Source organism: Arthrobacter livingstonensis, assembly GCF_003219815.1.
GTDB classification, from domain to species: Bacteria; Actinomycetota; Actinomycetes; order Actinomycetales; family Micrococcaceae; genus Specibacter; species Specibacter livingstonensis.
Genome location: NZ_QJVD01000032.1, coordinates 1 through 24,135 on the forward strand (window position 1 = coordinate 1; position 24,135 = coordinate 24,135).

Below are 24,135 nucleotides of genomic sequence, written 5' to 3' on the forward strand. Positions count from 1 at the left end.
GGTCCTACGGATTCCACACTCCAGAAGCCGCCCTCGCCCTGATAATGCTGGCCTGCGGTCCCGTCGAGATCAAACTCCCATACCAGAAATAACCGAACCCACATTCACGTCAGGAGAGCCACTTTTCGTGGGCCAAACTGCGAACAGGTTGAAGTTGGTGGCCGCGTAGGACGTTACGCGACGGTTTGCGTTCTTATGGTCCGACAGGTCAGATGTCAAGGAAGCGGGATTAGGTTTTGCATTTCATGAATGTGGCGCAGGGGTGTCGGTCGTCGGGTCGACATCGTCGCCGTCTTGCTGACGTAGGAGTGTCGCGATCACCTCACGATGCCACATAGTGAAGTTCGCCCGTTCAACGTCGTCGAAGGCCTCCCCGGCGATGGATGTCTGCAGTCGCTCTAGCTGGTCCGCGATCGCCATCTGATGCTGGGATGGCGCATTACAAGCCAGGCCCCAAAGCAGTTGGTACAGACTGGCCGCCACCATCGGATCTGATGTGCCGTACTTTCTAGGCTGGGAGATCGCAGAATCAAGACATTTCTCGAAGGTAGGCTTGGCGAGAATTACCCGCGGTACATCCTTATCGCCGGTTAGGGTCGTTGCACCGAGCTGATATCGCATCAACTCCACGAGCAAACCCGCTGTGTGGCCCAAAGCATGTACGGCAGTTGTGGGATCGTTGATACCCGGGGACAACGCCTTATTCACCACGTCGGAAAGCTGACGCAATCCGTAGCCAACGTCCTGGGCGGCCGTGCGCTCCGGACCTATGTCTACAGCCTTGTGCACCCCTTTTCGCAATTTGGCGACGTCATCGGGATCGGTGATTCTCCCTCCCCCTCTTCGCCAGTAGGAAGCAAGTGGGGTTCCGACTACGAGGAATTCACCGGGTTCACGGTCCAAGGAGATCACTGCATCGAGGCTGTCGGCAAGTCTAACCAGTTTTCCCTGATCGACATGCACCAAAAACCCTGAAGAAGCGACGGACACCATGGCCGGTTGCGACGGTCGCGGGGGCTCGGGTGGGCTGTCGACACTGCGTTTAGGGAGATTCGTCGATGCCGTGACACTTGCGTCAAAGTGGACATTGCGCAGCATCGTCTCGACGCGGATCTGGCGGGTCAAGTGTGCCAAGAAAAGGACGAGGCCAACGACGCTCGCCAAGGCTAGGAGGAAAGAGGTTGTGACCGCGAGCCGCGGAACAAAGGCAACACTGGGGCTCTCGGCGCTCGAGCGCACGACCCGAAGTACCGTGAGCGAGTAGGTGAAAGTGGCTAGGAAGAGTGCGAGTGTGACCTGGACGAAAAGATCTTGGGTGAAGTTGCGAAGCAGGCGCGGAGAGAACTGGCTGCTTGCTAGCTGTAATGTCACCACGGTTAGCGAGAAGGTCAGCGCCGTTACGGTGATCAATGAACTTGCGACAGCGTCAAGGACGGTGCGTGACGCCCCAGGGTCTCCGGAGAACACGAGCGCATCCAGCCAGCCGGGCAGGTCCCCGTCGACGCTGGAATCGATATGTGGCAGAAGGACGCCAGCGAGCACGGCGAGCACGACACCCGCTATCGGGAGTGGCCATAACTGCGCGCGGAATGCATCTCGTGCGACGTGGAATGCTTTATGAATAGAACCGTTCAACGAAGCCCGTCCTCGTCCAATGATCTTAGGCCCTTGTGGTGCTCAATCTTTCCCAAAGTGATGTCGAGTATATGATGCATTTTTTTCTGAGGGTACCACGAACAGCATCGTCAAATTTTAAGGTGTTGCCCGTTACGAAGTGCGGGTTCAGCCCCCTGGCGTCTGCGTTGAGCCGGAAGCGGCGATAAACGCTGGCAATTCGTCCTGCGCTGTCCTCGCTGAGGATGTCGGCGGAGGAATGGACCAGGATGGAGAGCCCAATGACCATGGCTATGAGGTGGTCGAGCTCGTTGGCGTGGGCGGTCCCCGACTGGAGGACGATCAACCCGTAGACCACGGAGGTGAAGCCTTACCAAAGAATTTATCGGCAAAGACACCGGTACCCTCCAGAGGACGACTGATCGGGGTTGCTGGAGGGTTGCAGCTTCAGCTCGGAACGGCGAGGCGGAGGGGACGCAGTGGTTAGGGTGCTGGGGGAGCAGGGGCTTGAAACTGTTTGGCGACGAGGACGTCGGTGGAGGAATGGGCGAGGATGGACAGCACAATGACCAAGGCTATGAGATGGAACAGCTCGTTGGTGTATGAGATGCCCGATTGAAGCACGAGAAGTCCGTAGACGACCGAGGCGAAGCCTTTGGGTCCGAACCACATGGCTGCGAGTTGTTCCTTGGCGGGCAGCCGGGTGCCCAGGAAGGAGATGAACAGCGCCAGCGGGCGGGCCGCGACGATGGCCAGTGCGGCAAAGACCCAACCTGACCAGGTGATCTCATTGAACAGGAAGGTGGGGGTGATGAGTGCGCCGAAGACGAGGATGGCGGCGAGCTTGAGCAGTTCCGAGACCAGTTCGCCGAATTGTTCGAATTCCTTCCGGAATCCCGGTGCTGCGGTGGCGACGGTGATGCCTGCTGCGAAGGCGGCGAGGAAGAGGTTCGCCCCGGTGACCTGGCAGATGGCGAGTACGAGCAGGCCGATGGAGACAGTCAGGAGGGGTTGAAGGCCCTTGGTTGCTTTCAGGAATGGCAGTCGTTCCAGCCCAATGACGATCAGGGGGATGGCGATGCCGACAACAATGCCCAGGCCGATCTCTTCAGCGAGGACGCCGATTGCGCTGTTGGTGCCGCCGGTGACGGCCAGCAGGACCAGGACGATGGGCAGGGCCAGTCCGTCATTGAGCCCTGACTCGACATTAAGAAGGTGGCGTAATCGTCCCGGGACTTCCGTGCGCCCCACAACGGCGGCCGCGAAGACTGGATCGGTGGGTGCCAGCACGGCCGCCATGAGGAAGGATTGCAGCCAGGGCAGTCCCAGGAGGTAATGGGCCAGCAGGGCCGTAATGAGGAGGGTCAGCGGGAGCCCGAACAGCAGCGCCCGCCCCGGTAAACGCCAGGCACGGCGAAGGTCTGAGAGCCCGACTTTCATGCCGTCGGTAAACAGGACGGAGAACAGGGCCAATTGGGCCAGGATTCCGACGGCTGGGTCCCCGGGTTCCATGGGGATGACGTCCAGGACGCCGCGGCCCAGGACGAAGCCGCCCAGAAGAAACAACACAGCCGTGGAAAGCACCGTCCGGCTGGCGCGTTCGGAAATGAGAACACCGAGCAGCAGCAACACCGCAAAGGCAAACGTCAGGATCGGAACCATCGTCACTCCCGCACATAGGACCACGTCAGCAAACCAGATATTCGCCGTACCTGCGCCTTCACCGGTTTCATTCTATGGTGGCGTCCACGCCGCCCGGCCCGGCTCGTGGATCGGGCATGTCGGGCATGTCGGGCATGTCGGACAGGCCCCGTCACGCTTCCGGGCAGGGACAAGCCGGTGGGGGACACTTGGGTGGGGGAGGAGTAGCCCGTGAAATATCCGTCCTACATGGAGAGCTTGTTCTGGTTTGAGGAGATGAACAAACGTGGCTGCTGATCCAGTCCCGAGTCCATCGACGGGCCCGCGCCCCGCTTCACGCCCGGAGGGCAACCCGTCCCCGTCCCGACCGAAACGCCCTCCCCGGAAATCGACCCCGGACCTGCACGGCAAGGAGGAGGTGACACGCTCCGGGATGATCTGGGTTGCCGTCAGCGCGGGGCTGGTTCTGCTGATTTTGCTCATCATCTTCATCCTGCAGAACCAAGATCGCGTGACAGTGCACTATTTTGGTGCGGCCGAGGATCTTTCCTTGGGCATGGCGCTGTTCATTGCAGCGGTCGCCGGCGGGGTGTTGGTCGCGATCTCCGGGACGGCACGGATCCTCCAGCTAAGGAGCCAACGCCGCCACCGGCTCGTCCCGCCGGCCCCTCCAGGACCCTAAGCAACCGGCCGGCACGAAGCAACGCCCGATCCGTGAGCCCGGTGCCGGCCCGGCAGGCCTGCCGGCGGTGTCCCCACAATCACCTAGACAAGGGTCCCCGCCGTGTCGGAGGCCCAAGCCCCACCAGGGCGACATAGGCATCGTCGCTCCGCGACGGCCACGCGGCCAACATTTAGCAGCGGTGGCAAAAGGCATGCGGCCACTTCTTAGAGTGGGCGCCGTGTCTTTCACGGCTGGCGTGGAATCGTGGGAATGTGTGATTGCTGCGGCGCGTAATGGGGTGTTGGCTTCTGGGAACTGTCTTGGTCTGTGGGGCGGTTTTAGGCCTGCCAAAAATTTCGTCCCCAGGTGCGCCTGCGCAGGGATAAAGATGGGATGACGGGTTGGGGAGGGTAGTTGATCCGGACGCCGGGTGTAGTTGACAGGCTCGTCGTTGGCGACGCTGGCCATGGCGGGCTTGGCCAGGCGGGGATCACTGCGACGGGGTCGCAGAAGCCATTCGGGAACTTGCCGCCAGCGGGTGGCTCTCATCGTGCCTGCCGCCGGGGTTGGAGGGCGCGTGGCCTGTTCAGGCGCCGAACCGGCCGGTGAGGCGACGATGGAACCCGGTGCTGCGTTCGTCGAGGCCTTCGATGGTCACCGTGGCTCCGTGGTCGCGGTATTTCGTCTCGATGGAGTCGAGGGCGGCAACAGTCGAGGCGTCCCAGATCTGGGCCCGACTGGGATCGATGGTCACCGAGGCCGGATCGTCGGCGTACGAGAAATGGTCGACGAGGTCGTTGCTGCTCCCGAAGAACAGCGGCCCCGCCACTTCGTAGTGGACCGTCGTGCCGTCGTCTGCCAGCGTCCGGTCGGTACTGATGACGTGCGCTACTCGGCGGGCGAAGAGCACCATGGCCAGGATGACACCGACGATGACGCCGTAGGCAAGGTTGCTGGTGATGACGACGACGGCGACGGTGACGCCCATGACGATCGTTTCCGGGACTGGCATCCGCTTCAGGGTTGACGGTTTTACACTGTGCCAGTCGACGGTGGTGACAGCGACGATCATCATGACCGCGGCGAGTGCGACCATGGGGATTTGTCCCATGATCGAGCTCAGCCCGGTCACCAGGGCCAAGAGGAACACTCCGGCGACTAGCGTGGAGATGCGGGTGCGGGCCCGGCCTGTCTTGACGTTGAGGACGGTTTGGCCGATCATCGCGCAGCCGGCAATACCGCCGTAGAACCCCGCGAGGATGTTGGAGACGCCCAAGGCCCAGGACTCGCGGCCTTTATGCGAGGGGCTATCGGTGATTTCGTCGACGAGTTTCGCAGTGAGGAGGGTTTCCATGAGACCGACGAAGGCAACGCTCAACGCGGTCGGCAAAATTAGCTGCAGGGTTGCCAGATTCAGAGGGACGAGGAAAGGGGTGATTCCGGGGATCTTACCGGTCAGGGGGCCTTCGTCGGAGACGTTCGGAACGACCAGGTGGGCGATGATGACGATCGCCGTGACGACGACGATCGCCACCAGCGGTGACGGGATGGCCTTGGTGAAACGGGGAAGGATGAAAATGATCCCGAGCGTCAGTGCAAACAAGACGTAGGCGAGCCAGGGGACGTTGAGCACGTGGGGCACCTGGGCGGTGAAAATCAGCACACCCAGGGCGTTGACGAAGCCGATCATCACCGACCGGGGGATAAAACGCATCAGGCGGGCAAGGCCGGTCAGACCGAAAACGATCTGGATGACACCGGCAAGAATCACCGTCGGCAGAACATACTGGACACCGTGACCATGGACGAGTGGGGCGATAACGAGCGCCACGGATCCGGCTGCGGCAGTGATCACGCCCGGCCGCCCGCCAAGGAGTGACATCGTCAAGGCCAGGACGATGGAGGCGACAAGGCTGACCATCGGATCGACCCCGGCGACAATCGAGAAAGAAATGACTTCCGGGACCAGGGCGAGGGTGGTGACCATGCCGGCGAGGACCTCGCGGGAGAGCTGCCGCGGAGAGCGCAGAGCGCCCAGGACGGTGACCGGGGTGCGGATGAGGCGTGGGAGTTCGGCGTTGGCCAGGGAGCGGCTCCAGGGGCTCGGCTCTCTCAGGAGAGCGGTGGGTTAATCAGTCTGAGCGCCACGTTGCGCCCGAGTCCAGCCCTGTCGTGGGCGACAATGGGGTGGGGAGAATGGGTAGGCTGGTGACTTTCCAGCCGCGATTCCAACATTACCCTAACGTGAGGGTTGAGTCGGATAGGTGTCGGATAGGTAACGTGATGGTGAACGAGATGACGGCCGAAGAAGTCGTGGCGACAATGCACATCGGCGAGCTGGCAGACCGTTCACAGATGTCGCTGAGGACCATCCGCCACTACGACGAGGTCGGCCTGCTCAAACCCTCCGGCCGCACGGACGGCGGATTCCGCCTGTATACCGAACGCGACTTCACACGTCTGCTCTTAATCCGCAGGATGAAGCCGTTGGGGTTCACGCTGGAAGCCATGTCTGAGCTTCTCCGAGTGATCGACGCACTGGAAGAATCCAAACTCGGAGAAGACCACACCGATATTCGCTCCGAGTTGAACGGATTTATCGAAGAGGCCGCGAAGCGACGCTCCAAGCTGGAAGAGCAACTCGGCATGGCCGACGAGTTCCTGGCACTGCTGCGCGCTCAGTAGCTGAACCCAGCGCACAAACCAATCGCACCGTTCAAGCCCCTCCCCAGCGAACCTCAAGACACGCCGTTGGCCTTCCCGGCGGCGGCTTCTTGGAGTGGGTCGCCGTCGGCGGTGGCGTCGATCTGCACGTCCCTGCCGCCGATCAACACCGGGGTCGGGATCTGCACCTGCCTCAGGGAGTTCCGAGTGGACTCAGCCCAGAGTTCACGGGCGAGGGGCAGGTTCGCGAGGGCCTCGAAGCTGGCCAGGAGCATCTTCACGCTTTCGGGCGGGGCCAGATCGGGATTCATTGGTTCTCCGGCCGTGTAGCGGGCTGCCGCTTCCTGGACCTTGGGCAGCAGCTGCGCCCAGCCTGGCACCTGAAGGGCCAGCTGGGACAGCAGCACCTCCTGGATCGGGCGGCCCGGAGGTGCGGCAAGCCCGATCCCGACGACGGGCACCTCCTGGGTGCTGGTGGCGTAATGGAGTACGTGGAGCGCTCCCTCGCTGTTGCCGAGCCCGACAATCCGGCTGGGGTCAACGAAGTCCAGCCACATGAGCGCCTGGACGGCTGCGACCAGTTCGTCCAGGTGGGACTGCATGCTCAGTTTTTCCCGATGAGCTGCGGGACGTTCACCGCCGCGTGCGGGCCCGACGCCCGCTTGTCATAGCGCAGGGAGGCGATGCCGGAATCGGCCAGGGCGTCCGCGAAGAGCCGGCCGCTGCCGTTGCGCGCGGGCAGCAAGGGCGAACACCCGTTGCGGTCGGTCGGGCCGCTGCCCGCGACAAGGACCACCGCAGGGAAGGGCCCCCGCCAGCGGGCCGGGCCAAGGAGCCCTCCATGGTGATGCCGTCAAGCTGCCAGGACACGTCAAAGGATTCCGGGACAACCACCGGGATACAGAGAAGGAGGCGGCGCCGCGCACTGTTGCGCAGTGGAAGGTCCTAGCCGGCAACCTTCGCCTTGGAGAATTTAGGGCTGCGGTCAGCAGATTCAGTTACCCGACCGCCTGGCAACAAGGTACAGCGGGAACGCGAAAGCAAAAAGCACAAGACACAGCGCGGCCCACACGCTTGAGCTCTCCACCGTGAGCCCTAGGACAGTGACCGTCACAGGCCGGTGCTGCCTTTCGTGGGACCGTGCATCCTGTAACACCCACCCAGCCACGACAAGCAGGAGCACGCCCACCACGATGGGCAGCAGCAACGACAACGACTGGTTATCCACAATGTAAATATACAAATAGCACATGACAGGCGAGTCAACAAAAGCTGGATCTGCGCACAGAATCCTCGCACACGGTCCGATTCCGGATCCTCCAACACCCAGCAGTGGGTCCGAGTTGTGGCTTGATCCTGACGTAACGACAGGGTCCGACTAACCAAAAGTGCACCCAGGGGGTGGAGACTGTACTTGGAACGAGAAGGGGGGCTGCGTGATCATCCTGGAAGCAGTGGGCAGGGCTCTTGCCATTGCGGGTTCGATGGGATGGCAGATCCTCTGGCCCCTCGTGCTCGGATTCACCCTCTCAGGGGTGATTCAAGCGATCGTTCGCAAGGAGCGAATCGTTGCCCTGATGCGTGATGACTCTCCCCGTTCCCTCACTATTGCCGCTGGTCTCGGTGCTGCCTCGTCGTCGTGCTCCTACGCCGCAGTGGCCCTGGCAAGGGCGTTGATCCGCAAGGGTGCCAACTTCACTGCGGCGATGGCGTTCGAGATCGCCTCCACGAACCTGGTGCTCGAACTCGGGCTCATTCTGGCATTCGTGATGGGCTGGCAATTCACTCTGGCGGAGTTCGTCGGCGGCCCGTTCATCATCGTGTTCGTCGCTCTCGGATTCCGGGTGCTGATGCGCGGGAAGATTGTGAATGCCGCGCGGGAGCAGGCCGAGAAGGGTGTGGCTGGGTCCATGGAGGTCACGCAGCGATGGACATGTCCGTCACAGGGGAAGGCAGCTTCTGGACGAGGCTGTTCTCCCGCGCCGGTATCACGGCGGTCTCGCGCTACTTCGTGATGGATTGGGCGGCCGTGCTCCGGGACATCCTGATCGGCTTGCTCATCGCCGGGGCGTTCGCCGCGTGGGTGCCCAAACCCTGGCTGCAAGCGATCTTCTTCGTCCATGACCCGACTCTGGCGTTCATCCTTGGGCCCCTGATCGGACCGCTCATCGCGGTCATCAGCTTTGTCTGCTCGGTGGGAAACGTGCCCCTCGCCGCGGTCCTGTGGAATGGCGGCATCAGCTTCGGCGGAGTCATCAGCTTCATTTTCGCCGACCTGATCATCATCCCGATCATCCTCATCTACCGGAAGTATTACGGCACGAGGGCGGCACTGCGCATCACCGCGATATTCTACGCGGCCATGGTGCTCGCCGGATACGTCGTCGAGCTGATCTTCACCCCCCTCCACCTGGTCCCCACCAACCGGCACCTGGCGATCATCGACGCCGGCATCAGCTGGAACTACACCACCTGGCTCAACATCATCTTCATCCTCATCGGGCTGGCCTTGCTCGTGGTGTTCTTCCGCACCGGCTCCGGCAGCATGCTCAAAATGATGGGCGGCCCACCCGACCCCGGCCATGTCCACTCCGACGCCGAGCATTCCGGTGGTGATAAATCCGTGGACAAACACACCGACCACTCTGGGCATGAGCCTCGAGCTCCGGAATCGTAGGGCGAGCAAGAACACTGGAAACCGGAGAGGGTATCGAGCTTGGGAGTAGCAGCTCGTTGTTCCGCCCTCGCACCATCAATGCTGCCGCCAAGGGATATGGTTCCCAATCATCGCGCATCGGCCCGATGCAGGATTGCCCTGTAGTGAACAAGCCACGCTGGGCCGGAAACCCCAGCCCAAAAGCCGCGTGGCCCAGCAGCGTCCCGACAAGACGATAAGGGGTCTGGTTGCAGGGACAGCGTGGGCTGGACCGGCGCCAGTCCTTCATTAGCCTGTGGTTCAAGGGAATACTGCCGAACTACCGGGGTTGAAGGGTCGAAGTCATCGTGCCAGATGGTTTCCAGTCCTGCTGGCAAGTACACTGCCCATCGTAGTTGCTCAGTGCTCAGAGTACGGCGATTGAAGGGCCAAATAATTGGGCACATCGGCAGCTTGTGAACCATGGAGCTCAATGACTACTGTTGGCGGGTTTTGGCACGCAATGAACGACCCTCCGGGGAAACTCCGGCCATGATTTAGGTCGGATTCGGCTTCCGCGGTATATGCCCCGCGGCTAAATCTTCGTTGAAAAACGTGACTTGGACCCTTTTTGGCCTTAAACGCCTCTGGCCGAAGGGACATCGCTGCAGGTCAGAGGCATGTTTGGTGCCCCGGGCTGGACTCGAACCGACGGCCAAGAGAATCTCACCATCTGGACGTCACAGGGTTTCAATGGCTATCAAAATGCGTATATTCCCGGGAGTTTTCGTCCTTTGTGGCGACTATGACATCTCAGCAATCGCCATTGTTTCGGTTGAATTAGATGAGTTAAAGATGAGTGGCACTGCTGGAGCCTTTGACGTTATCGGGGCTTGAGCGCGAAATTGGTGAATGCAGGTTCATCAGAGGTCCTCCTCGGGGGCAATGCTGGTTACCGTCCGTGATTACCAGTTTACGCCTGGGCCTGTGCCGCGGCGCTGGTGGTAGCGTCGAGATCGAGACGCCGTCAGCCGGCCCGCTTCAGAGTGGTGTTCACGCATGAAACTAGCCTTTGTCTGCCTGATGCCGTTCGTCACCAAAGTGGTCGGCCGTTCAAGTGGCGGGTGTGGACCCGTGCTGCTGGACGGGCAACTGTCGGCCTTTGCCTGTATCCACCGAGCCGGTTGGTGGATACCGCTAAACAGTTCAGAATTTAGCTGGCCCCGGACCGCGCAGGGACTGCGAGGGCGAGAACCCGAATTGCTGCCGATAGGCCTGGGCAAACCGCCCCAAATGTCCAAAACCGCAGCGTTGGGCAATATCCGTCACGTTGTCAATCCGGGGGTTCCCCGCGGTCAACATTTGGTGGGCCCTGCGCACCCGCGCCTCACGGAGCATATGAGAGGGAGTGCTGCTGAGCTCCTTGGCAAGTGCAGCCTGAAGCGTACGCACCGAAACACCCAAGGCCTCAGCCAGGTCTCCCACGCTAAGATCCTCTCCGCTGTGGGCAAGGAGGAGATCCTGAAAATCGGCAACCAAGGCCGAGGGATGCGGCCCCTCAGGTGCAGTGTGCCCTTGTCCTAGTGCGGTGGTGAAATTGGATTCCATTGCCAAAAGCCAGCGGGCAAGGACCACCTCCTCATGGAGCCGGCGCACATAAGGCGTCGGCGCATTCTCCGGGATGTTGAGTAGATCGTGATATTCGAAGACTGAGCGGATGAATAATTTCCCCGCCGGCGTAGCCACCTTCATACTGTTGGCCAACTGCAACGGCGCATCAAGCGTCGCCCCGAACAGTGCAGTGGCTGCGTTGCCCAAGACTTCCCTCGGCACAGTAATGATCAATTGGGGCGTTCCCGCCTCCCACACCATGGAGAAATCCTGGTCGATGGGCGGGACGGAGGCGAGGGCCGGGGTCGAGTCAACAGTAGAGTTGGGGCTGCATAGCCGGGCCCGGCCCGAAAGTGGCACCTGAACCATAAAAAACGTTTGCAATGCATCCGGTTCTATGCGGACCGCGGCACCGTAATCCAGGAGATGCACACCGAAACCTTCTCCGGTGGAGCGCAGATTCAACTTCACCGAGCCCCGTGCTGAAAGCGGCCGCAGCTCGTGCCGGCAGAAAAGCTCACTCACCCGCTCCTGCGCCTCACCCGGATCCCGCGTTCTGAGCGTCGGCAACCCGTCAAGCACGCTGTTGGCGTCAGGAGCAGGTGGTTGCTGGATCAGCATGTAAAGGCTCCTTGGTGGTGACCGGAAATGGGGCTTGCAGCCGGGAACCGTCGAGCCTGCGCGATTTGGATGAGACCTGCGCGAAGCGGATAGTTACGGGCCAGCAGGGTGGGTAGATTTCTCTTCAGATCACTCATTATGACATGGATCACACCTCATTGTGTCGGAAGGAATCTCATGAAAACACTTCAGGACCGCGTTGTACTGCTGACAGGAGGCGCAACCAAGGTTGGCGCCGGAGTTGCAGTCTCCCTCCTTGAATCCGGGGCAAAGGTCATCGTCGCAGACATCGATGATGAAGGGGGAGCGGAGCTGACTGCCCGGCACCCCAGTGTTGAATTTCATGCCCTGGACATCACCGACGACGCAGCACTCGAATCCCTCATCGCCCACATCGGCAACACACACGGACGGCTTGACGGCCTGGTCAACCTGGCCTGCAGCTACCTTGACGAGGGAATCGGATCCGGCAGGGCAGACTGGCTGACCGCACTGAACATCAACGTGGTCAGCGCCGTCATGCTGACCCGCTTGGCCCGCCCCCTCCTGGCAGCCTCCGGTCACGGTGCGGTGGTCAATTTCACCTCAATTTCAAGCAGCGTTTCACAAACCGGACGCTGGCTCTACCCCGCCAGCAAGGCAACCCTGGTACAGGTCACCCGTTCCATGGCCGCAGACCTGGCAGGTGAAGGCATCCGGGTGAACTCGGTCAGTCCCGGGTGGACCTGGTCCAAGATCATGGACACGCTCAGCGGCGGAGACCTGGCCAAGACCGACGCCGTGGCCGCACCTTTTCATTTGCTGGGCCGGGTGGGGCGCCCCGAGGAAGTGGGCCATGTGGTGGCTTTCCTGCTCTCCGACCAGGCCTCCTTTGTGACCGGCGCCGATTGGGCGGTCGACGGCGGCTACTCGGCTCTTGGCCCCGAACGCAACGAGCCCGCCATCGAACTGCTGGCGGCACCCGCAACGCACTAGTTTTTCCTCCCCGTCTCACAAGCACACGCATTAGGACTAAGGAACAAAACCATGAATTCACGAACCATCACCATCGTAGGTGCCGGGCAGTCCGGCCTCCAGCTCGGAATCGGCCTGCTCGACGCCGGATACAGCGTCACGCTTATTTCCAACCGAACCCCGGAGCAGATCCGCGACGGTTCCATCGCCTCCAGCCAGTGCATGTTTGACCAAGCCCTGGGCCACGAACGTGTCCTTGCCCTTAACCTGTGGCCCGACGCACCGCCGGTTGAAGGCATCTCCTTTACCGTTGCCCCGCCAGAGGTGCCAGGCGTCAAGGCCATGAGCTGGTCGCACAGGCTCGATGCCCCGGCTCAGTCCATTGACCAACGAGTAAAGTTCCCGGCCTTCATGGAGGTGTTCGAGGCCCGCGGGGGCAAGTTGGTCATTGAGGAAGCCGGCGTCGAGGACCTTGAAAGGTATGCGAGCGCCAGCGACTTGGTCATTGTGGCCGCCGGCAAGGGAGAGATCGCAGGTCTCTTTGAACGCGACGCCGAACGCAGCCACTATGCGGCACCGCAGCGTGCCCTGGCCCTGACCTACGTGAACGGAATGAAACCGCGCCCGGAATATTCGGCAGTGAACTTCAACCTGATCCCCGGAGTCGGTGAGTACTTTGTTTTCCCGGCACTGACTGTGACCGGCCCCTGCGAAATCATGGTTTTTGAGGGGCTGCCGGGCTCTGACATGGACTCCTGGAAGGGTTTGAGCCCGCAGGAGCACCTTGAAAATTCCCAGCGTATCCTGCGCACCTACCTGCCATGGGAGTCCGACCGCTGCACCGAGGTTGAACTGACCGACCCCAACGGCGTACTGCAGGGACGCTTCCCACCCACCGTCCGTCACCCGCTGGCGACCCTACCCTCCGGCAAGACGGTGCTGGGCATGGCCGACGTCGTGGTCCTCAACGATCCGATCACCGGGCAGGGCTCCAACAACGCCGCAAAGTGCGCGGCCGCCTACCTCTCAGGCATCCTGGAACACGGCGACGGCGCCTTCGACGACACTTTCAAGCAAGGCTTGTTTGAAAGCTACTGGCAGTACGCCCAGCACGTTGCTGACTGGACCAATGCGATGCTGGCTCCGCCTGCCCCACACGCACTGCAAGTCCTGGGTGCCGCACAGGAAAACAAGCAGATCGCCAAGCGCTTCGCCAACGGATTCAACTACCCGCCGGACTTTACGCAGTGGTTCATGAGCCCGGAGTCCGCAACCGGTTATCTGGATTCCTTCCAAGCAGTGCGCTAACTCCTTCAAACGCTCGCCTCCCTCACACACCCATCTGGAGCATTCAATGCGTACCATCGCCATCGTCGGGGCCGGAGAATCTGGTGCCCAGCTTGCCCTCGCACTGCAACGTTCAGGGCACAACGTCACCTTGTTCTCCGACCGTTCCGCCCAGCAGATTCGCAGCGGATCGATCACCTCGAGCCAATGCGTCTTCTCCTCGGCGCTTCGTGTCCAGCAGCCGCTGGACATCCCGGGGGCAAACACCCAGGAGCTGGGCATCGTCGGACTGCACCTGAACATCTCCGGGGACAACATCCCGGGGAACGCAGGGGATCCCGGCCGCGAAGCCATCGACTGGCAGGGAACCCTGGACCGCCCTGCCCTCTCGGTGGACCAGCGGGTCAAGTCAGCTCATTGGGTTGAAACCTTCATCAGCCGCGGAGGCGACTTCCGTATTGAGAAGCTCTCGGTGCGCCGACTTGAGGAACTCGCCGCACTCTTTGACCTGGTGGTGGTGGGCACCGGTAAGGGCGAGCTGGGACAGATCTTTGCCACAGACCGCGCAAAGTCCCCGTTCGACCGGCCTCAACGGGCAGTGGCAGTCACCTACGTGGTGCCAGCCCACGGCACCAGGGAGGAGACAGACTCCCGGCACATTCGCATGAACATGGTGCCGGGGGTAGGCGAGTTCTTCACCTTCCCCGGACTCAGCACCCAAGGCCCCTGCCAGATGATGGTCTTCGAAGGGCTGCCCGGTGGACCCATGGACTGCTGGGACAACGTCAACACCCCGGACGAGCACCTTGAAACCTCGTTGGGCGTTCTGCGCGAACACTTCCCCCACGAATACACACGCTTCGCCGGCTCCGTACTGAATGATCCAGGCGCAGCGTTACGCGGACGCATCAACCCCGTGGTCCGCTCAGCCGTGGGGACCCTGCCCGGAGGCCGGATCATCATGGGACTGGGGGACGCGATCATGCTCAACGATTCACTCACAGGACAGGGATCCAACAACGCAACCCTGGCCGCCGATCACTACGCCCGCGCCATCGACGCCCATGGCGAGGAAGGCTTCGATGAGCAGTGGATGCTGCGGACCTTCGACGAATTCTGGCGTGGCTGGGGCCAGTTCTCCACGGTGTGGACCAACTCCATGCTGCGCGAACGCAAGGACTGGCAGCTGAAAGTCCTGGCCAAGGCCCAACACCACGAAGCGCTCGCAACAGCCTTGACCAACGGTTTTGACGATCCGCGCACCTTGTTCCCCTGGTGGTTTGAACCGGAGGAAGCCGAAGCATTCATGGAGCGGGCCGTTGCTGAGGAAAGCGCCACCTTTGATCTCCGTGACTTCCGTTCCACGCTGGGCCAATTCGCCACCGGCGTTACGGTGGTAACGACCCGCACCCCGCAGGGACACAAGGTTGGCATGACCGCCAACTCCTTCACCTCCGTCTCCATGGATCCACCACTGGTGCTCTGGTGCCCCAGCAAGTTTGCTCCCTCGCTGGATGATTTCGAAGCCTCCACGCACTTTGCCATCAATGTGCTCGAATCCTCCCAGCATGTACTCTCGCGTCAATTCGCCACCCCGGCGGAAGACAAGTTCGCAGGAGTGGATACTGTGGAGGGAGTCGCTGGTGTGCCCTTGCTGAAGGGCGCCGTTGCCACCTTCCAGTGCCGCACTGTGGCCAGGCACCAGGCAGGCGATCATGTGATCTACGTGGGCGAGGTGGAAAAATACACGCGGACAGAGGGCGACCCCTTGGTATTCCACGCCGGAGCCTACCACCGCACAGCATTGCACCCCGATTTCAGCTAAGTGCCTGGCCAGCCCCCGATAAGCCCCTGATGAGGAGAGAACATGGAAAGCGATTACGTGGTGATTGGATCGGGAATCAATTCCCTCGTGGCAGCCGCCGAGTTGGCACGCTCCGGGGCAACCGTGACCCTCTTGGAGGAAAAGGACAGGCTTGGCGGGTTTATCGATTCGGGCGAGCTGACGGTACCGGGGTTCATCCATGACACGTATTCCTCCTGGCACCCGCTGTTCATGGCGGGCGCTGCCTACGCCGAACTCGGGCCAGAGCTGCACCGCCACGGTTTGCGCTATGTGAATACCGAGGATGCGGGCACGCCGTGGGTGTGCGGCAGTGTGGGATCAGATGCCAAGGGAATAGCCAGCGTGGTGTTGGCTCAACGCGACCCCGTGGAAACTGCCCGAGCCTTTGAACACGCGCCAGACCGAGAAGCCTATGCGGTGATGCTCCAGGAATTCGGCGCGCAAGCACCTGTCATCTTTGGGGCCATGGGCGCCGAGATGGACCTGCCCAACGCGGCAAAGCTGGGATTCAAGGCCCTCCGCATGGGATATACCAAGGTTCAGGCGATGCTGCGTCAGGGAATGATGAGCGGGCGGAACCTGACCCGCAGCCACTTTGTTGGCACCGAGGTGGACCAGCTGTGGGCGCCTTGGCTCTTGCATGCCGGCCTGGGCCCCGACCAGGCCAGCGGCGGGGTGATGCTCCCGGTGATGGCGGCAAGCATGCACCAATTCGGATTGCCCATTGTTAAGGGCGGGGCAAACGGGTTCATCGCTGCCTTTGAATCCCTGCTGCGAGAAGATGGGGTGACAATCCACACGGGCGCCAAGGCGGATTCGATCCTCGTAAGGTACGGCCGGGCGGCGGTGGTAAAAACGGCGTTCGGAACGTTTGAGGCCAGCCGCGGCATTCTGGCCTCAGTGTCGGTGCCACAGCTCTATGACGAATTGCTGGATGTGCCCGCAGTCCCGCGCCGGAGCAGAGACCAAGCCCGTAAATACCAGCCGGGCCGCGCAGCCATGCAAATCCACGTGGCGCTCGATGCCCCGGTCCCCTGGACCGATGAACGGCTCGCCCAAACACCGTTGATCCACCTTTCCACGGGCTCCAATTCGACGGCGATCGCCTGCGCCCAAGCTGAAGCGGGCCTGCTCCCGGCCAATCCCACCATTGTCATCGGCCAGCAATGCGTGTTGGATCCTTCGCGTGCACCGGCCGGCAAGGCAACACTGTGGCTGCAACTACAGGAGCTTCCCTTCGAACCCGTCGGGGATGCAGCTGGCGAATTGGATACCAGCGAAGGCTGGGATGAAAAGCTTGTTGCCGCCTACACCCAAAGGGTGCTGGGGCGGATCGAGCAGTACGCCCCGGGCCTGGGGGAGTTGGTGCTCGGAATCAAGACAATCAGCCCCCGCGAATTGAGTCAATCGAACCGCAATGCCGTGAGAGGAGACCCGTACGGCGGCTCGGCTGAGCTCTACCAAAACCTGTTGTGGCGTCCCCTGCCGCGACTGGGCAAAGGCCGTTCGCCAATAAAGGGTCTGTGGCATATTGGCGCAGCCACCCATCCTGGACCGGGACTCGGCGGCGGATCCGGACATTTGAGCGCCCAACAACTCATCCGTCGTAGCAAAAGCCCGCGCCGCCAAAAATCCCGCACGTGAGCAGGTATCTTGTGGGTAACAAAATACCTGCTTGGTTAGTCGCACATCACAAAAAAGGAGAATCAATGAGTCCTGTCCATGAAGTCCTCGCAGCCCTGGCCACCGGCACGGTAGAGGTCGTTGACCTGACAGCACCCCTGTCAGCAGACACCCCCACCCTGGTACTGCCGGAGCCCTTCTCCAACCTCATTGATTTCAGCCTTGAGGAAGTCTCCGCCTACAACGAGCCGGGCCCGTATTGGAAGCACCACAACATCCATACCGGCGAACACATCGGCACGCACATTGATGCACCCATCCACTGGATCTCCGGCCGCGAAGGCAAGGATGTCGCCCAACTGGACCCGGCCCGCCTGGTGGGGCCCGCCGTCGTACTGGATTTCACCAAGGAAACAGAAGCCGACCCGGACTTTCTGGTGGATGTGGCCCACTTGGTTGCCTGGCAGGAAGAACACGGCGCATTCCCGGCCAACGCCTGGCTGCTCTTCCGCACAGGCTGGGAGCAGTACGGCCATGACCAGCAGGCCTTCCTGAATCTGGACGAGAACGGATCGCACACCCCGGGCTTCACCGCAGAATGTGCACAGTGGATGGCGCAGGAACTGAAAATCTCCGGCATCGGCGTGGAAACCGTGGGGATCGACGCCGGCAATGCCGCAACACTCAACCCTCCGTTCCCGGTGCACTACTTCCTCCTCGGCGCCGACAAATACGGGATCACCTCGCTGAAGAACCTGGCCAAGCTGCCAACCCACGGGGCCATGATTGTGGTGGCCCCCCTGCCGATCGTCGGCGGCACGGGTGCCCCGGCCCGCGTCATGGCACTGATTCAAAAGTAGCGGCGATCCACCCCATGGCGCGCAGGCACAAACGCCACGCTCAACCCTGGAGAACTTCAACGCACCCCTGACCAACCCAGCACCGAAGGAAACTTTCATGAACGTCGCTCAACTTGTCGGCAAGACTCTCTTCCAGCTTGGCGTAGGACATTGCTTTGGGGTGGTCGGCTCGGGAAACTTCACCATCACGAACACCTTGATGGAGCAGGGGGTCCCGTTTACGGCGGCCAGACACGAGGGTGGGGCTGCGACCATGGCGGACGCCTTTGCTCGGACCAGCGGGCAGGTGGCGCTACTTTCGGTGCATCAGGGGTGTGGGCTCACCAATGCAGCTACAGGAATCGGGGAGGCCGCCAAGTCTCGCACCCCGATGATCGTGCTGGCCGCTGAGGCTGCACCAAGCGCCGTATATTCGAACTTCGCTATGGACCAGGACGGTTTCGCTGCCTCTGTCTACGCAGTCTCCGAGCGCGTACACAGCGCTCAAACGGCAGTCGCAGATACCATCCGGGCTTATCGCCGGGCAGTGAATGACCGCCGCACGGTGGTGCTGAATCTGCCGCTAAACGTCCAGACTCAGGAAGTGCCCGACGGCGTCGTTCAACCGCCAGCGGAAATCTCCCGAGCCGAAACAATTCGTCCCTCGCGGGCCGCCGTTAGTGCACTGGCCGAGTTGATTCAAAATGCCCAGCGCCCGGTCTTTGTGGCCGGGCGCGGTGGCCGCGGAGCCAAGACGGAGATCCTTGAACTGGCCAGGCAGACGGGCGCTCTCGTGGCGACTTCCGCCGTCGCCAAGGGCCTTTTCAACGACGATGACTTCAACCTCGGCATTTCCGGCGGTTTCTCATCGCCGCTGGCCGCCGAGCTGATCACCGGCTCCGACTTGATTGTGGGTTTCGGCTGCGCCCTGAACATGTGGACGATGCGCCACGGCCAATTGATAAGTGCGGACACCAAGGTGGTCCAGATCGACCTCGAGGATCAGGCGTTAGGCGCCAACAGACCCGTCGATCTAGGTGTGCTGGGTGACTCAGGCGAATGCGCCACCGATGTCCTCGCTGAGATCAAGCGCCAGGGCCACGCTCCGCGTGAGGGTTACCGTAGCGCCGCAGTTGCCGCCCGCATCAAGGATTGCATTCATTGGCAGCAAGTTGAGTTCGAGGATCTCTCAGACCCCCAGCGGATCGATCCACGCACGTTGACCAATCGGCTGGATGAACTGCTGCCAACCGAGCGTATTGTCAGCGTGGATTCAGGGAACTTTATGGGCTACCCGAGCCAATACCTCTCCGTGCCGGACGAGTTCGGTTTCTGTTTCACCCAGGCCTTTCAATCCATTGGGCTGGGCTTATACACAGCTATTGGAGCAGCGCTCGCCCAGCCGCAGCGCCTGCCTGTCTTGGGGGCAGGGGACGGCGGATTCCACATGGCCATCGCGGAACTGGACACAGCCGTGCGCCTCAACATGCCCTTGGTATGCATCGTCTACAACGACGCCGCCTACGGTGCTGAAGTGCACCACTTCGCGACCGACAATCCAGATGCAGACATGAGCTTAGTACAATTCCCTGACACCGATTTCGCCGCCATCGGACGTGGCTTTGGCGCCGATGGCATCACAGTTCGCAGCCTCGCGGACCTGGATGCCGTCAGTGAATGGCTGGATTCAAATCCCAGCCGTCCACTGATAATCGATGCAAAGATCGCCTCGGATTCCGGTTCATGGTGGCTCGCTGAGGCATTCAAGGGGCACTAAAGCCATCTATAAGTGGCGCTGAATAAGATGAGTAAGACATGAGCTGGCTCCAAATGGTTCTGACCTGCGAGGTATAACCGCAGGTCAGGGCCATGTTGTGCCCCCGGCCGGACTCGAAGCGGCGGCCAAGAGAAACTCGGGATCTGGATTTTGATGGGTACAGTTACTTGCCATAATCCGTGTGCTTCCGGAGTAATTTGTTGTTTCCGAGGACCGCGGCATGTCGTGCATTGCCGTAGTCTTTGGCTCAAAAGGGGGAGTAAAAGGGGAGCGGTTGCTTTTTGGTCCCGACGTTCTTTTCGCTTGGGCGTCCAATGCCGCAAAAACAGGCTTGTCAGCGATTTGCCACGGAACCGTGTTGGCCGTCAACCGTTCTCACTATTTTACGCCTCGGGCTTGGGCCGAGGGATGCCCGTTTTTCGGAGATCGACTATCAATCGGCAGTGGCTGGCGGCTGATGCTCGGCCCCAAGTGTGGCACTTTTAGTGGCTTCAGAGTTGAGGGCGTAGCCCACGCTGCCGCATAAGGGCTTTGGGCCGGGGAAGCTGTTTGGGTTGAGGTGAGGGCCTTGGGAGAGAATCAGATTGTCTAAGATCTCGATTTCTACCGCAAGGCCCTCACCTTGTTTTGGAACAACCTGACGAAATTTGGCTCACACAGCGGCGACGCCCTCTACACTCCCAATCCTGAAGAGCCCGATGATGTCGTGGAGGGACAGAGCCGAAGTAAGTCCACGGAGCTGTCGCGGCCTTGCGGTCCCTGCCGACTGTTACGCGAGTGTCTGCTCCCAGGTTTCCCCAAAGGGAACCGTGTCACTGAGCGTGAGCGAGTACCGAATTGGATTATGGCGGGTGACCAGGATGCCGCCACACCTGTGGTCCATTGCTATCTGCCGGAGCTTGGCCTCGGCGTCATCGAGCAGTTCGTGACGTTGGCCGGGCGTGGCGGCGATGACTTCCAATGGCTCGAGGGTTTGACTTCGCATGGTGTACGGCTTTCTGTGATGTGTGACACGATATTGGGAATATCCTGACATGAACGGACGTTCAAGTCAATCGTTCATGATGAAATAGATTGAATCTTTTTCATGACCTCCGCAGGACGGCCTGAGCGAAGTGTCTCCGTATGACCAAACGGAGCGAGTGGCAAGTTAACCTGCCGCATATCCACAGAAGGCCAAACGGACGTGTTGATCGCGGCGTCGGTCGACGGGATGCGTTGTGAGAGCGGTTGGCGGTTGCCATCTTGGCCATTGCCAAGTGGCCATCCGACTGTGCTGCGGCATATACAGGGATACATTCCAATCAACGAGCACTCGTCAATATTGATCTCAGGTCAGTGGGCGATGGGGGGTCAGGGCCTGGCGGTGGATGGATGGCAGCTACAGCCACAGTTGGTGCAGAGTTCGTGCCTTGCGTGGTAACAAGCGCCCGTAACAGGTGGGAAGAAGGTCATGGACTGCGCAGCGACCCCGGTTGAGGGGCCGGCGGTGTCCAGGGCGGCCTCTACGCATCGGGTATTGGCCTTGTGAAGGGACATGGAGGACACGTTTAGGACGTTTCGAGTTCCAATCCCTCCACGGTTCGCTGATTGCCTTGGACCGTCATGAGGGAGCACAGGTGTCGGCGTTGGATGAGCGGCATGAGTAGTGGGCGTGGATCGGTGCCCGACGTTGGCCACAGCCGTGCTGTCCATCATGACGATCAACTCCTTACGTAACGATCCAAGCGGTCCAGGGCTTCTGCCCCCACTCCTTTTTTGATACACTTGACTCTAGACCTTTAATGTCATATGTCAATAGACATTTAGGATTAAATGTCATCTTTCTAACCTCACCAACCACATAGCTTCAGGAGCGTCGTTCATGGCCAGCTGGAAAGAGCAACTCGCGTTCGCACCCTTGGAGACCTTGGAGCGTGGCGAAGAGATCGGACGCCGGCTTCGTCATGCCATTGAGCTGGGAGTGCTCGAAGAGGGAGCCCAGCTCCCCAGCGAAAGCGATCTCGCTGCAAGAATGCGAGTCTCCACCCTGACGCTGCGTTCCGCCCTGGCCGAGCTCCGTCATCTGGGACTTTTGGAAACACGGCGAGGCAAAGGCGGCGGCAGCTTCGTGAGGGCGAACATTGGAGGCATTGCCAAGGCTCAGCTGGACGCCCTCGCCGCCTATTCCCTTGACGAATTGCTCGACATCCGCGAATATCGCGCCTTTCTGGCGGGGTCAGCAGCCATGGCAGCGGCCGATCGTTCGCAGCAGGTCTCCATTGCACGCCTCGCTTCGATGGCGGCCCAGATCGAGTCGGTACATACACCCGCCGAAATGACGAGAGCGGACAGCCGGTTCCACATCGAGCTTGCGGCCGCATCGGGATCCACACTGTTAACCCGCCAGGAGATGGCCATGCAGGCTGAAGTCGGGGCACTGGTGTGGGCCGGCGACTCTGACCGTCGGCGCGCGGCGGGGAAAGAGCACGCCCTGATGGTGAACGCCATTCAATCCGGGGACACACACTTGGCACGAGCCCTCGCCGAAGACCATGTGCGCCGGGACATGAACCGCCTCATTGACCTGCGGATGTCCATGGAACCTCCGCCACAAGGCTCGACGCCCCGAAGCGAAGACATTGATCGTATCGTTTCGGCAATCGAACTGTTCACGGCGAGTCTCCAAGGGAGCGTGGCCGCGTCAATCATGGCTGTCGAACGGGCCGTCCAAGCCGACCTCGACCGCACAAAAAACGGAAAGCTGGCCGAGTTGCCCAACGTCTACGACGCAGCGCGCAGGACCCTGGACGGGGCAGTGCCGGCTCTCTATGGGGCGGGTTTCGCGGCCGATCCGTCCTACTTCGGCGAAATGGGCTTCATCTGGTGCTACATCCCCTCGGATCCAAAATCACCACAACGGATGGAGCTGGACCTGGAATTCTATGACTACTCGACAGCTCCATGGTGGCCCGAGAAGGGCAGTGATGACACGGTCCACGCCAGCCATGCTTATGTGGACGCTTTCGGAGCCAACGAGTACCTCGTCACCTTCACCAAACGAGTCGTACGAGAGGGCAGAATGGCTGGCGTTGCTGCCGTTGACATCCTCGTCACAGGCCTCCAAATTGCATTCCAGCCGCTCCTCCGGCACCTGCCGTCAAGCACCTGCATTGTGGACCAAAATGACGTCGTCATCGCCACCCACACGGCCAACCTGCTCGGCGGGACCCTCCTTCCATCCCATCAGATCGACCGGAGAATCACGCTCCCCTCAGTCCCATGGACCCTCTGTATCGGTGTAAGTAAAGAAACCGTGGCAAAAACGGGATGATGCTACGCGCCCTTGGGGCTTAAATACGCCAGACCCGCCGGTCCTTACATCGCCCTTTGCTTTAGTGGTAAGTCCTAGCGGTGTTCTCCTGGGCGTTGATTTCCCAGGACCATGAACTGGATGTTGGTGGTGGTATTTTGTGTGTTGCCGGGGCTGGAGGTGGGCAGCCGGAACGTGAATTGTAGGTGGTCGATGCCGGCGGGTGTGGCGGAGGAAGCTCCGAGGCCGTTGCTGCGCCCGGTCACGGGGCGGTCGGGGATGACTTCGGTGGCTTGGCCGGGGCAGTTAGGGTTCTCTGGTTTTCCAGTCCAGGGCACGGAGCACTTTTGAACGTGGAGCTGCACCCCGCCTGAGGGGTCTGTGATTGTGGTGGCCGGGTCTGGACTGTAGGCGAGCTGGCGTTCTGAGACGGAGATGGAGCCGGTGTTTTTCAGGTTTACGAGTTGTTGGGTGGTCCCGCCGGGGCTGAGGGGTCCGATGGGGAGGGAGAATTCTTTGGCTGATGGGTTTTCCCAGTCCAGTTGGACGGTGACGGCTCCTATGGTGGACGTCATGGTGGAGGCATGGTTGAACATGGCGTAGGCGCGTCCACCGATTCCTGCGCAGGCTGTGGCCAGGGCGGCGGCAAGCCAGAGAAGTTTCCGGGTCCGGGGTCGTGGCGTGGGTGCGTTCATTGACGGGTGGCCGTCTCTGGCTTCTTGTGGCTGGTGGGGTCCTTGGGTGGGGGTGTCATCGATGGTGGGGCGGCGCGTGAAGTGCCATCATGCGATGGTCAATGAGTACCGATCAAAGAACTCACAAAGGTCACAAACACACGATGGCTCTGGACCAGTCCGCCCTGCTCGATCTGCTGGGTCAACTCAAACTCACACAACGTCAGCCCCGTAGATGAGACAGCCGGCGTGGTCTAAGCCCGAGGCAAGGGCGCCTCAACCTGTTCTGTCAGGGGGAACCAGTCCTGCATCGGCGGTAGGCCGAACCGGCTTTCCCCATCGATTGCTGGGATACGACTGCGTACAAAAGCAAGTACTACTTGGATTTTTCCG

At 61.0% G+C, this 24,135-nt stretch carries 20 protein-coding genes; 11 read left to right on the forward strand and 9 right to left on the reverse strand.

The genetic code is table 11. The annotated features are described in order from the left end of the window. Nucleotides 1–243: 243 nt before the first annotated feature. The 3 genes from CVV68_RS19830 to CVV68_RS19840 form a co-directional block, all read right to left on the reverse strand. Entirely contained in the window at nt 244–1,635 is a 1,392-nt protein-coding gene (locus CVV68_RS19830) for a DUF2254 domain-containing protein (protein WP_211320926.1), read from the reverse strand. A 25-nt stretch (nt 1,636–1,660) separates the two neighbouring features. After that, complete coding sequence (locus tag CVV68_RS19835) at nt 1,661–1,972, reverse strand: hypothetical protein (RefSeq protein WP_110502730.1); 312 nt, start codon at nt 1,970–1,972, stop codon at nt 1,661–1,663. A gap of 125 nt (nt 1,973–2,097) precedes the next feature. Then, complete coding sequence (locus CVV68_RS19840) at nt 2,098–3,276, reverse strand: cation:proton antiporter domain-containing protein (RefSeq protein WP_110502731.1); 1,179 nt, start codon at nt 3,274–3,276, stop codon at nt 2,098–2,100. Between the two features lie 397 nt (nt 3,277–3,673). On the opposite strand from CVV68_RS19840, the gene CVV68_RS19845 reads away from it, so the two are divergent. After that, nucleotides 3,674–3,937: a LapA family protein gene (locus tag CVV68_RS19845; RefSeq protein ID WP_306415713.1), complete on the forward strand. Its 264-nt coding sequence runs from the start codon at nt 3,674–3,676 to the stop codon at nt 3,935–3,937. A 568-nt stretch (nt 3,938–4,505) separates the two neighbouring features. Here the strand turns inward: CVV68_RS19845 and CVV68_RS19850 are convergent. After that, nucleotides 4,506–5,906: a SulP family inorganic anion transporter gene (locus tag CVV68_RS19850; RefSeq protein WP_245933671.1), complete on the reverse strand. Its 1,401-nt coding sequence runs from the start codon at nt 5,904–5,906 to the stop codon at nt 4,506–4,508. Between the two features lie 296 nt (nt 5,907–6,202). Between CVV68_RS19850 and CVV68_RS19855 the strand changes: the two genes are divergently transcribed. Beyond that, nucleotides 6,203–6,604, forward strand: coding sequence for a MerR family transcriptional regulator (locus tag CVV68_RS19855; protein ID WP_211320927.1), 402 nt, complete (start codon nt 6,203–6,205; stop codon nt 6,602–6,604). 53 nt (nt 6,605–6,657) lie between these two features. Here CVV68_RS19855 and CVV68_RS19860 read toward each other — a convergent pair whose 3' ends face one another. Together CVV68_RS19860 and CVV68_RS23650 are read right to left on the reverse strand one after the other, a co-directional pair. Then, nucleotides 6,658–7,185, reverse strand: a complete 528-nt coding sequence (locus CVV68_RS19860; protein ID WP_110502734.1) for an alpha/beta hydrolase family protein — start codon at nt 7,183–7,185, stop codon at nt 6,658–6,660. A 2-nt stretch (nt 7,186–7,187) separates the two neighbouring features. Then, nucleotides 7,188–7,328 (reverse strand): hypothetical protein, encoded by a 141-nt coding sequence (locus CVV68_RS23650; RefSeq protein WP_170133263.1) that lies wholly within the window; start codon nt 7,326–7,328, stop codon nt 7,188–7,190. Between the two features lie 691 nt (nt 7,329–8,019). On the opposite strand from CVV68_RS23650, the gene CVV68_RS24690 reads away from it, so the two are divergent. Together CVV68_RS24690 and CVV68_RS24695 are read left to right on the forward strand one after the other, a co-directional pair. Beyond that, nucleotides 8,020–8,598: a permease gene (locus CVV68_RS24690; protein ID WP_211320928.1), complete on the forward strand. Its 579-nt coding sequence runs from the start codon at nt 8,020–8,022 to the stop codon at nt 8,596–8,598. Next, on the forward strand, nt 8,511–9,260 hold the full coding sequence (locus CVV68_RS24695) for a permease (protein WP_211320929.1): 750 nt from the start codon (nt 8,511–8,513) through the stop codon (nt 9,258–9,260). The genes CVV68_RS24690 and CVV68_RS24695 overlap by 88 nt, the downstream gene beginning before the upstream one ends. A gap of 1,164 nt (nt 9,261–10,424) precedes the next feature. Here CVV68_RS24695 and CVV68_RS19880 read toward each other — a convergent pair. Then, a complete protein-coding gene (locus tag CVV68_RS19880; RefSeq protein ID WP_110502737.1) occupies nt 10,425–11,450 on the reverse strand; it encodes an AraC family transcriptional regulator in 1,026 nt (341 codons plus the stop codon). Nucleotides 11,451–11,627: 177 nt separating this feature from the next. Between CVV68_RS19880 and CVV68_RS19885 the strand changes: the two genes are divergently transcribed. From CVV68_RS19885 to CVV68_RS19910, 6 genes are all read left to right on the forward strand, one after another. After that, nucleotides 11,628–12,425, forward strand: a complete 798-nt coding sequence (locus tag CVV68_RS19885; protein WP_110502738.1) for an SDR family oxidoreductase — start codon at nt 11,628–11,630, stop codon at nt 12,423–12,425. A 51-nt stretch (nt 12,426–12,476) separates the two neighbouring features. Further along, nucleotides 12,477–13,712: a styrene monooxygenase/indole monooxygenase family protein gene (locus CVV68_RS19890; RefSeq protein ID WP_110502739.1), complete on the forward strand. Its 1,236-nt coding sequence runs from the start codon at nt 12,477–12,479 to the stop codon at nt 13,710–13,712. A gap of 46 nt (nt 13,713–13,758) precedes the next feature. Next, nucleotides 13,759–15,516 carry a flavin reductase gene (locus CVV68_RS19895; RefSeq protein ID WP_110502740.1) on the forward strand — a complete coding sequence of 586 codons (1,758 nt, stop codon included), beginning with the start codon at nt 13,759–13,761 and terminating at the stop codon, nt 15,514–15,516. Nucleotides 15,517–15,558: 42 nt separating this feature from the next. After that, nucleotides 15,559–17,181 carry a phytoene desaturase family protein gene (locus CVV68_RS19900; RefSeq protein WP_110502741.1) on the forward strand — a complete coding sequence of 541 codons (1,623 nt, stop codon included), beginning with the start codon at nt 15,559–15,561 and terminating at the stop codon, nt 17,179–17,181. 65 nt (nt 17,182–17,246) lie between these two features. Then, nucleotides 17,247–18,020 (forward strand): cyclase family protein, encoded by a 774-nt coding sequence (locus CVV68_RS19905; protein ID WP_110502742.1) that lies wholly within the window; start codon nt 17,247–17,249, stop codon nt 18,018–18,020. A gap of 97 nt (nt 18,021–18,117) precedes the next feature. Then, entirely contained in the window at nt 18,118–19,776 is a 1,659-nt protein-coding gene (locus tag CVV68_RS19910) for a thiamine pyrophosphate-binding protein (protein ID WP_110502743.1), read from the forward strand. A 769-nt stretch (nt 19,777–20,545) separates the two neighbouring features. On the opposite strand, the gene CVV68_RS19915 is transcribed toward CVV68_RS19910, so the two are convergent. Continuing rightward, entirely contained in the window at nt 20,546–20,761 is a 216-nt protein-coding gene (locus tag CVV68_RS19915; RefSeq protein WP_245933672.1) for a hypothetical protein, read from the reverse strand. Between the two features lie 879 nt (nt 20,762–21,640). On the opposite strand from CVV68_RS19915, the gene CVV68_RS19920 reads away from it, so the two are divergent. Next, complete coding sequence (locus CVV68_RS19920; protein ID WP_110502744.1) at nt 21,641–23,089, forward strand: GntR family transcriptional regulator; 1,449 nt, start codon at nt 21,641–21,643, stop codon at nt 23,087–23,089. A gap of 74 nt (nt 23,090–23,163) precedes the next feature. Here CVV68_RS19920 and CVV68_RS19925 read toward each other — a convergent pair whose 3' ends face one another. After that, a complete protein-coding gene (locus CVV68_RS19925; protein ID WP_146238972.1) occupies nt 23,164–23,763 on the reverse strand; it encodes a hypothetical protein in 600 nt (199 codons plus the stop codon). Nucleotides 23,764–24,135: the final 372 nt, after the last annotated feature.

What these genes read in the sequence shown, in the direction of transcription:
- CVV68_RS19840 (WP_110502731.1), bottom strand. Translation starts at nt 3,276, where the DNA reads ATGGTTCCGATCCTGACGTTTGCCTTTGCGGTGTTGCTGCTGCTCGGT.
- CVV68_RS19850 (WP_245933671.1), bottom strand. Translation starts at nt 5,906, where the DNA reads ATGGTCACCACCCTCGCCCTGGTCCCGGAAGTCATTTCTTTCTCGATT.
- CVV68_RS19855 (WP_211320927.1), top strand. Translation starts at nt 6,203, where the DNA reads ATGGTGAACGAGATGACGGCCGAAGAAGTCGTGGCGACAATGCACATC.
- CVV68_RS19860 (WP_110502734.1), bottom strand. Translation starts at nt 7,185, where the DNA reads ATGCAGTCCCACCTGGACGAACTGGTCGCAGCCGTCCAGGCGCTCATG.
- CVV68_RS24695 (WP_211320929.1), top strand. Translation starts at nt 8,511, where the DNA reads ATGGACATGTCCGTCACAGGGGAAGGCAGCTTCTGGACGAGGCTGTTC.
- CVV68_RS19880 (WP_110502737.1), bottom strand. Translation starts at nt 11,450, where the DNA reads ATGCTGATCCAGCAACCACCTGCTCCTGACGCCAACAGCGTGCTTGAC.
- CVV68_RS19885 (WP_110502738.1), top strand. Translation starts at nt 11,628, where the DNA reads ATGAAAACACTTCAGGACCGCGTTGTACTGCTGACAGGAGGCGCAACC.
- CVV68_RS19890 (WP_110502739.1), top strand. Translation starts at nt 12,477, where the DNA reads ATGAATTCACGAACCATCACCATCGTAGGTGCCGGGCAGTCCGGCCTC.
- CVV68_RS19895 (WP_110502740.1), top strand. Translation starts at nt 13,759, where the DNA reads ATGCGTACCATCGCCATCGTCGGGGCCGGAGAATCTGGTGCCCAGCTT.
- CVV68_RS19900 (WP_110502741.1), top strand. Translation starts at nt 15,559, where the DNA reads ATGGAAAGCGATTACGTGGTGATTGGATCGGGAATCAATTCCCTCGTG.
- CVV68_RS19905 (WP_110502742.1), top strand. Translation starts at nt 17,247, where the DNA reads ATGAGTCCTGTCCATGAAGTCCTCGCAGCCCTGGCCACCGGCACGGTA.
- CVV68_RS19910 (WP_110502743.1), top strand. Translation starts at nt 18,118, where the DNA reads ATGAACGTCGCTCAACTTGTCGGCAAGACTCTCTTCCAGCTTGGCGTA.
- CVV68_RS19915 (WP_245933672.1), bottom strand. Translation starts at nt 20,761, where the DNA reads ATGCGAAGTCAAACCCTCGAGCCATTGGAAGTCATCGCCGCCACGCCC.
- CVV68_RS19920 (WP_110502744.1), top strand. Translation starts at nt 21,641, where the DNA reads ATGGCCAGCTGGAAAGAGCAACTCGCGTTCGCACCCTTGGAGACCTTG.
- CVV68_RS19925 (WP_146238972.1), bottom strand. Translation starts at nt 23,763, where the DNA reads ATGAACGCACCCACGCCACGACCCCGGACCCGGAAACTTCTCTGGCTT.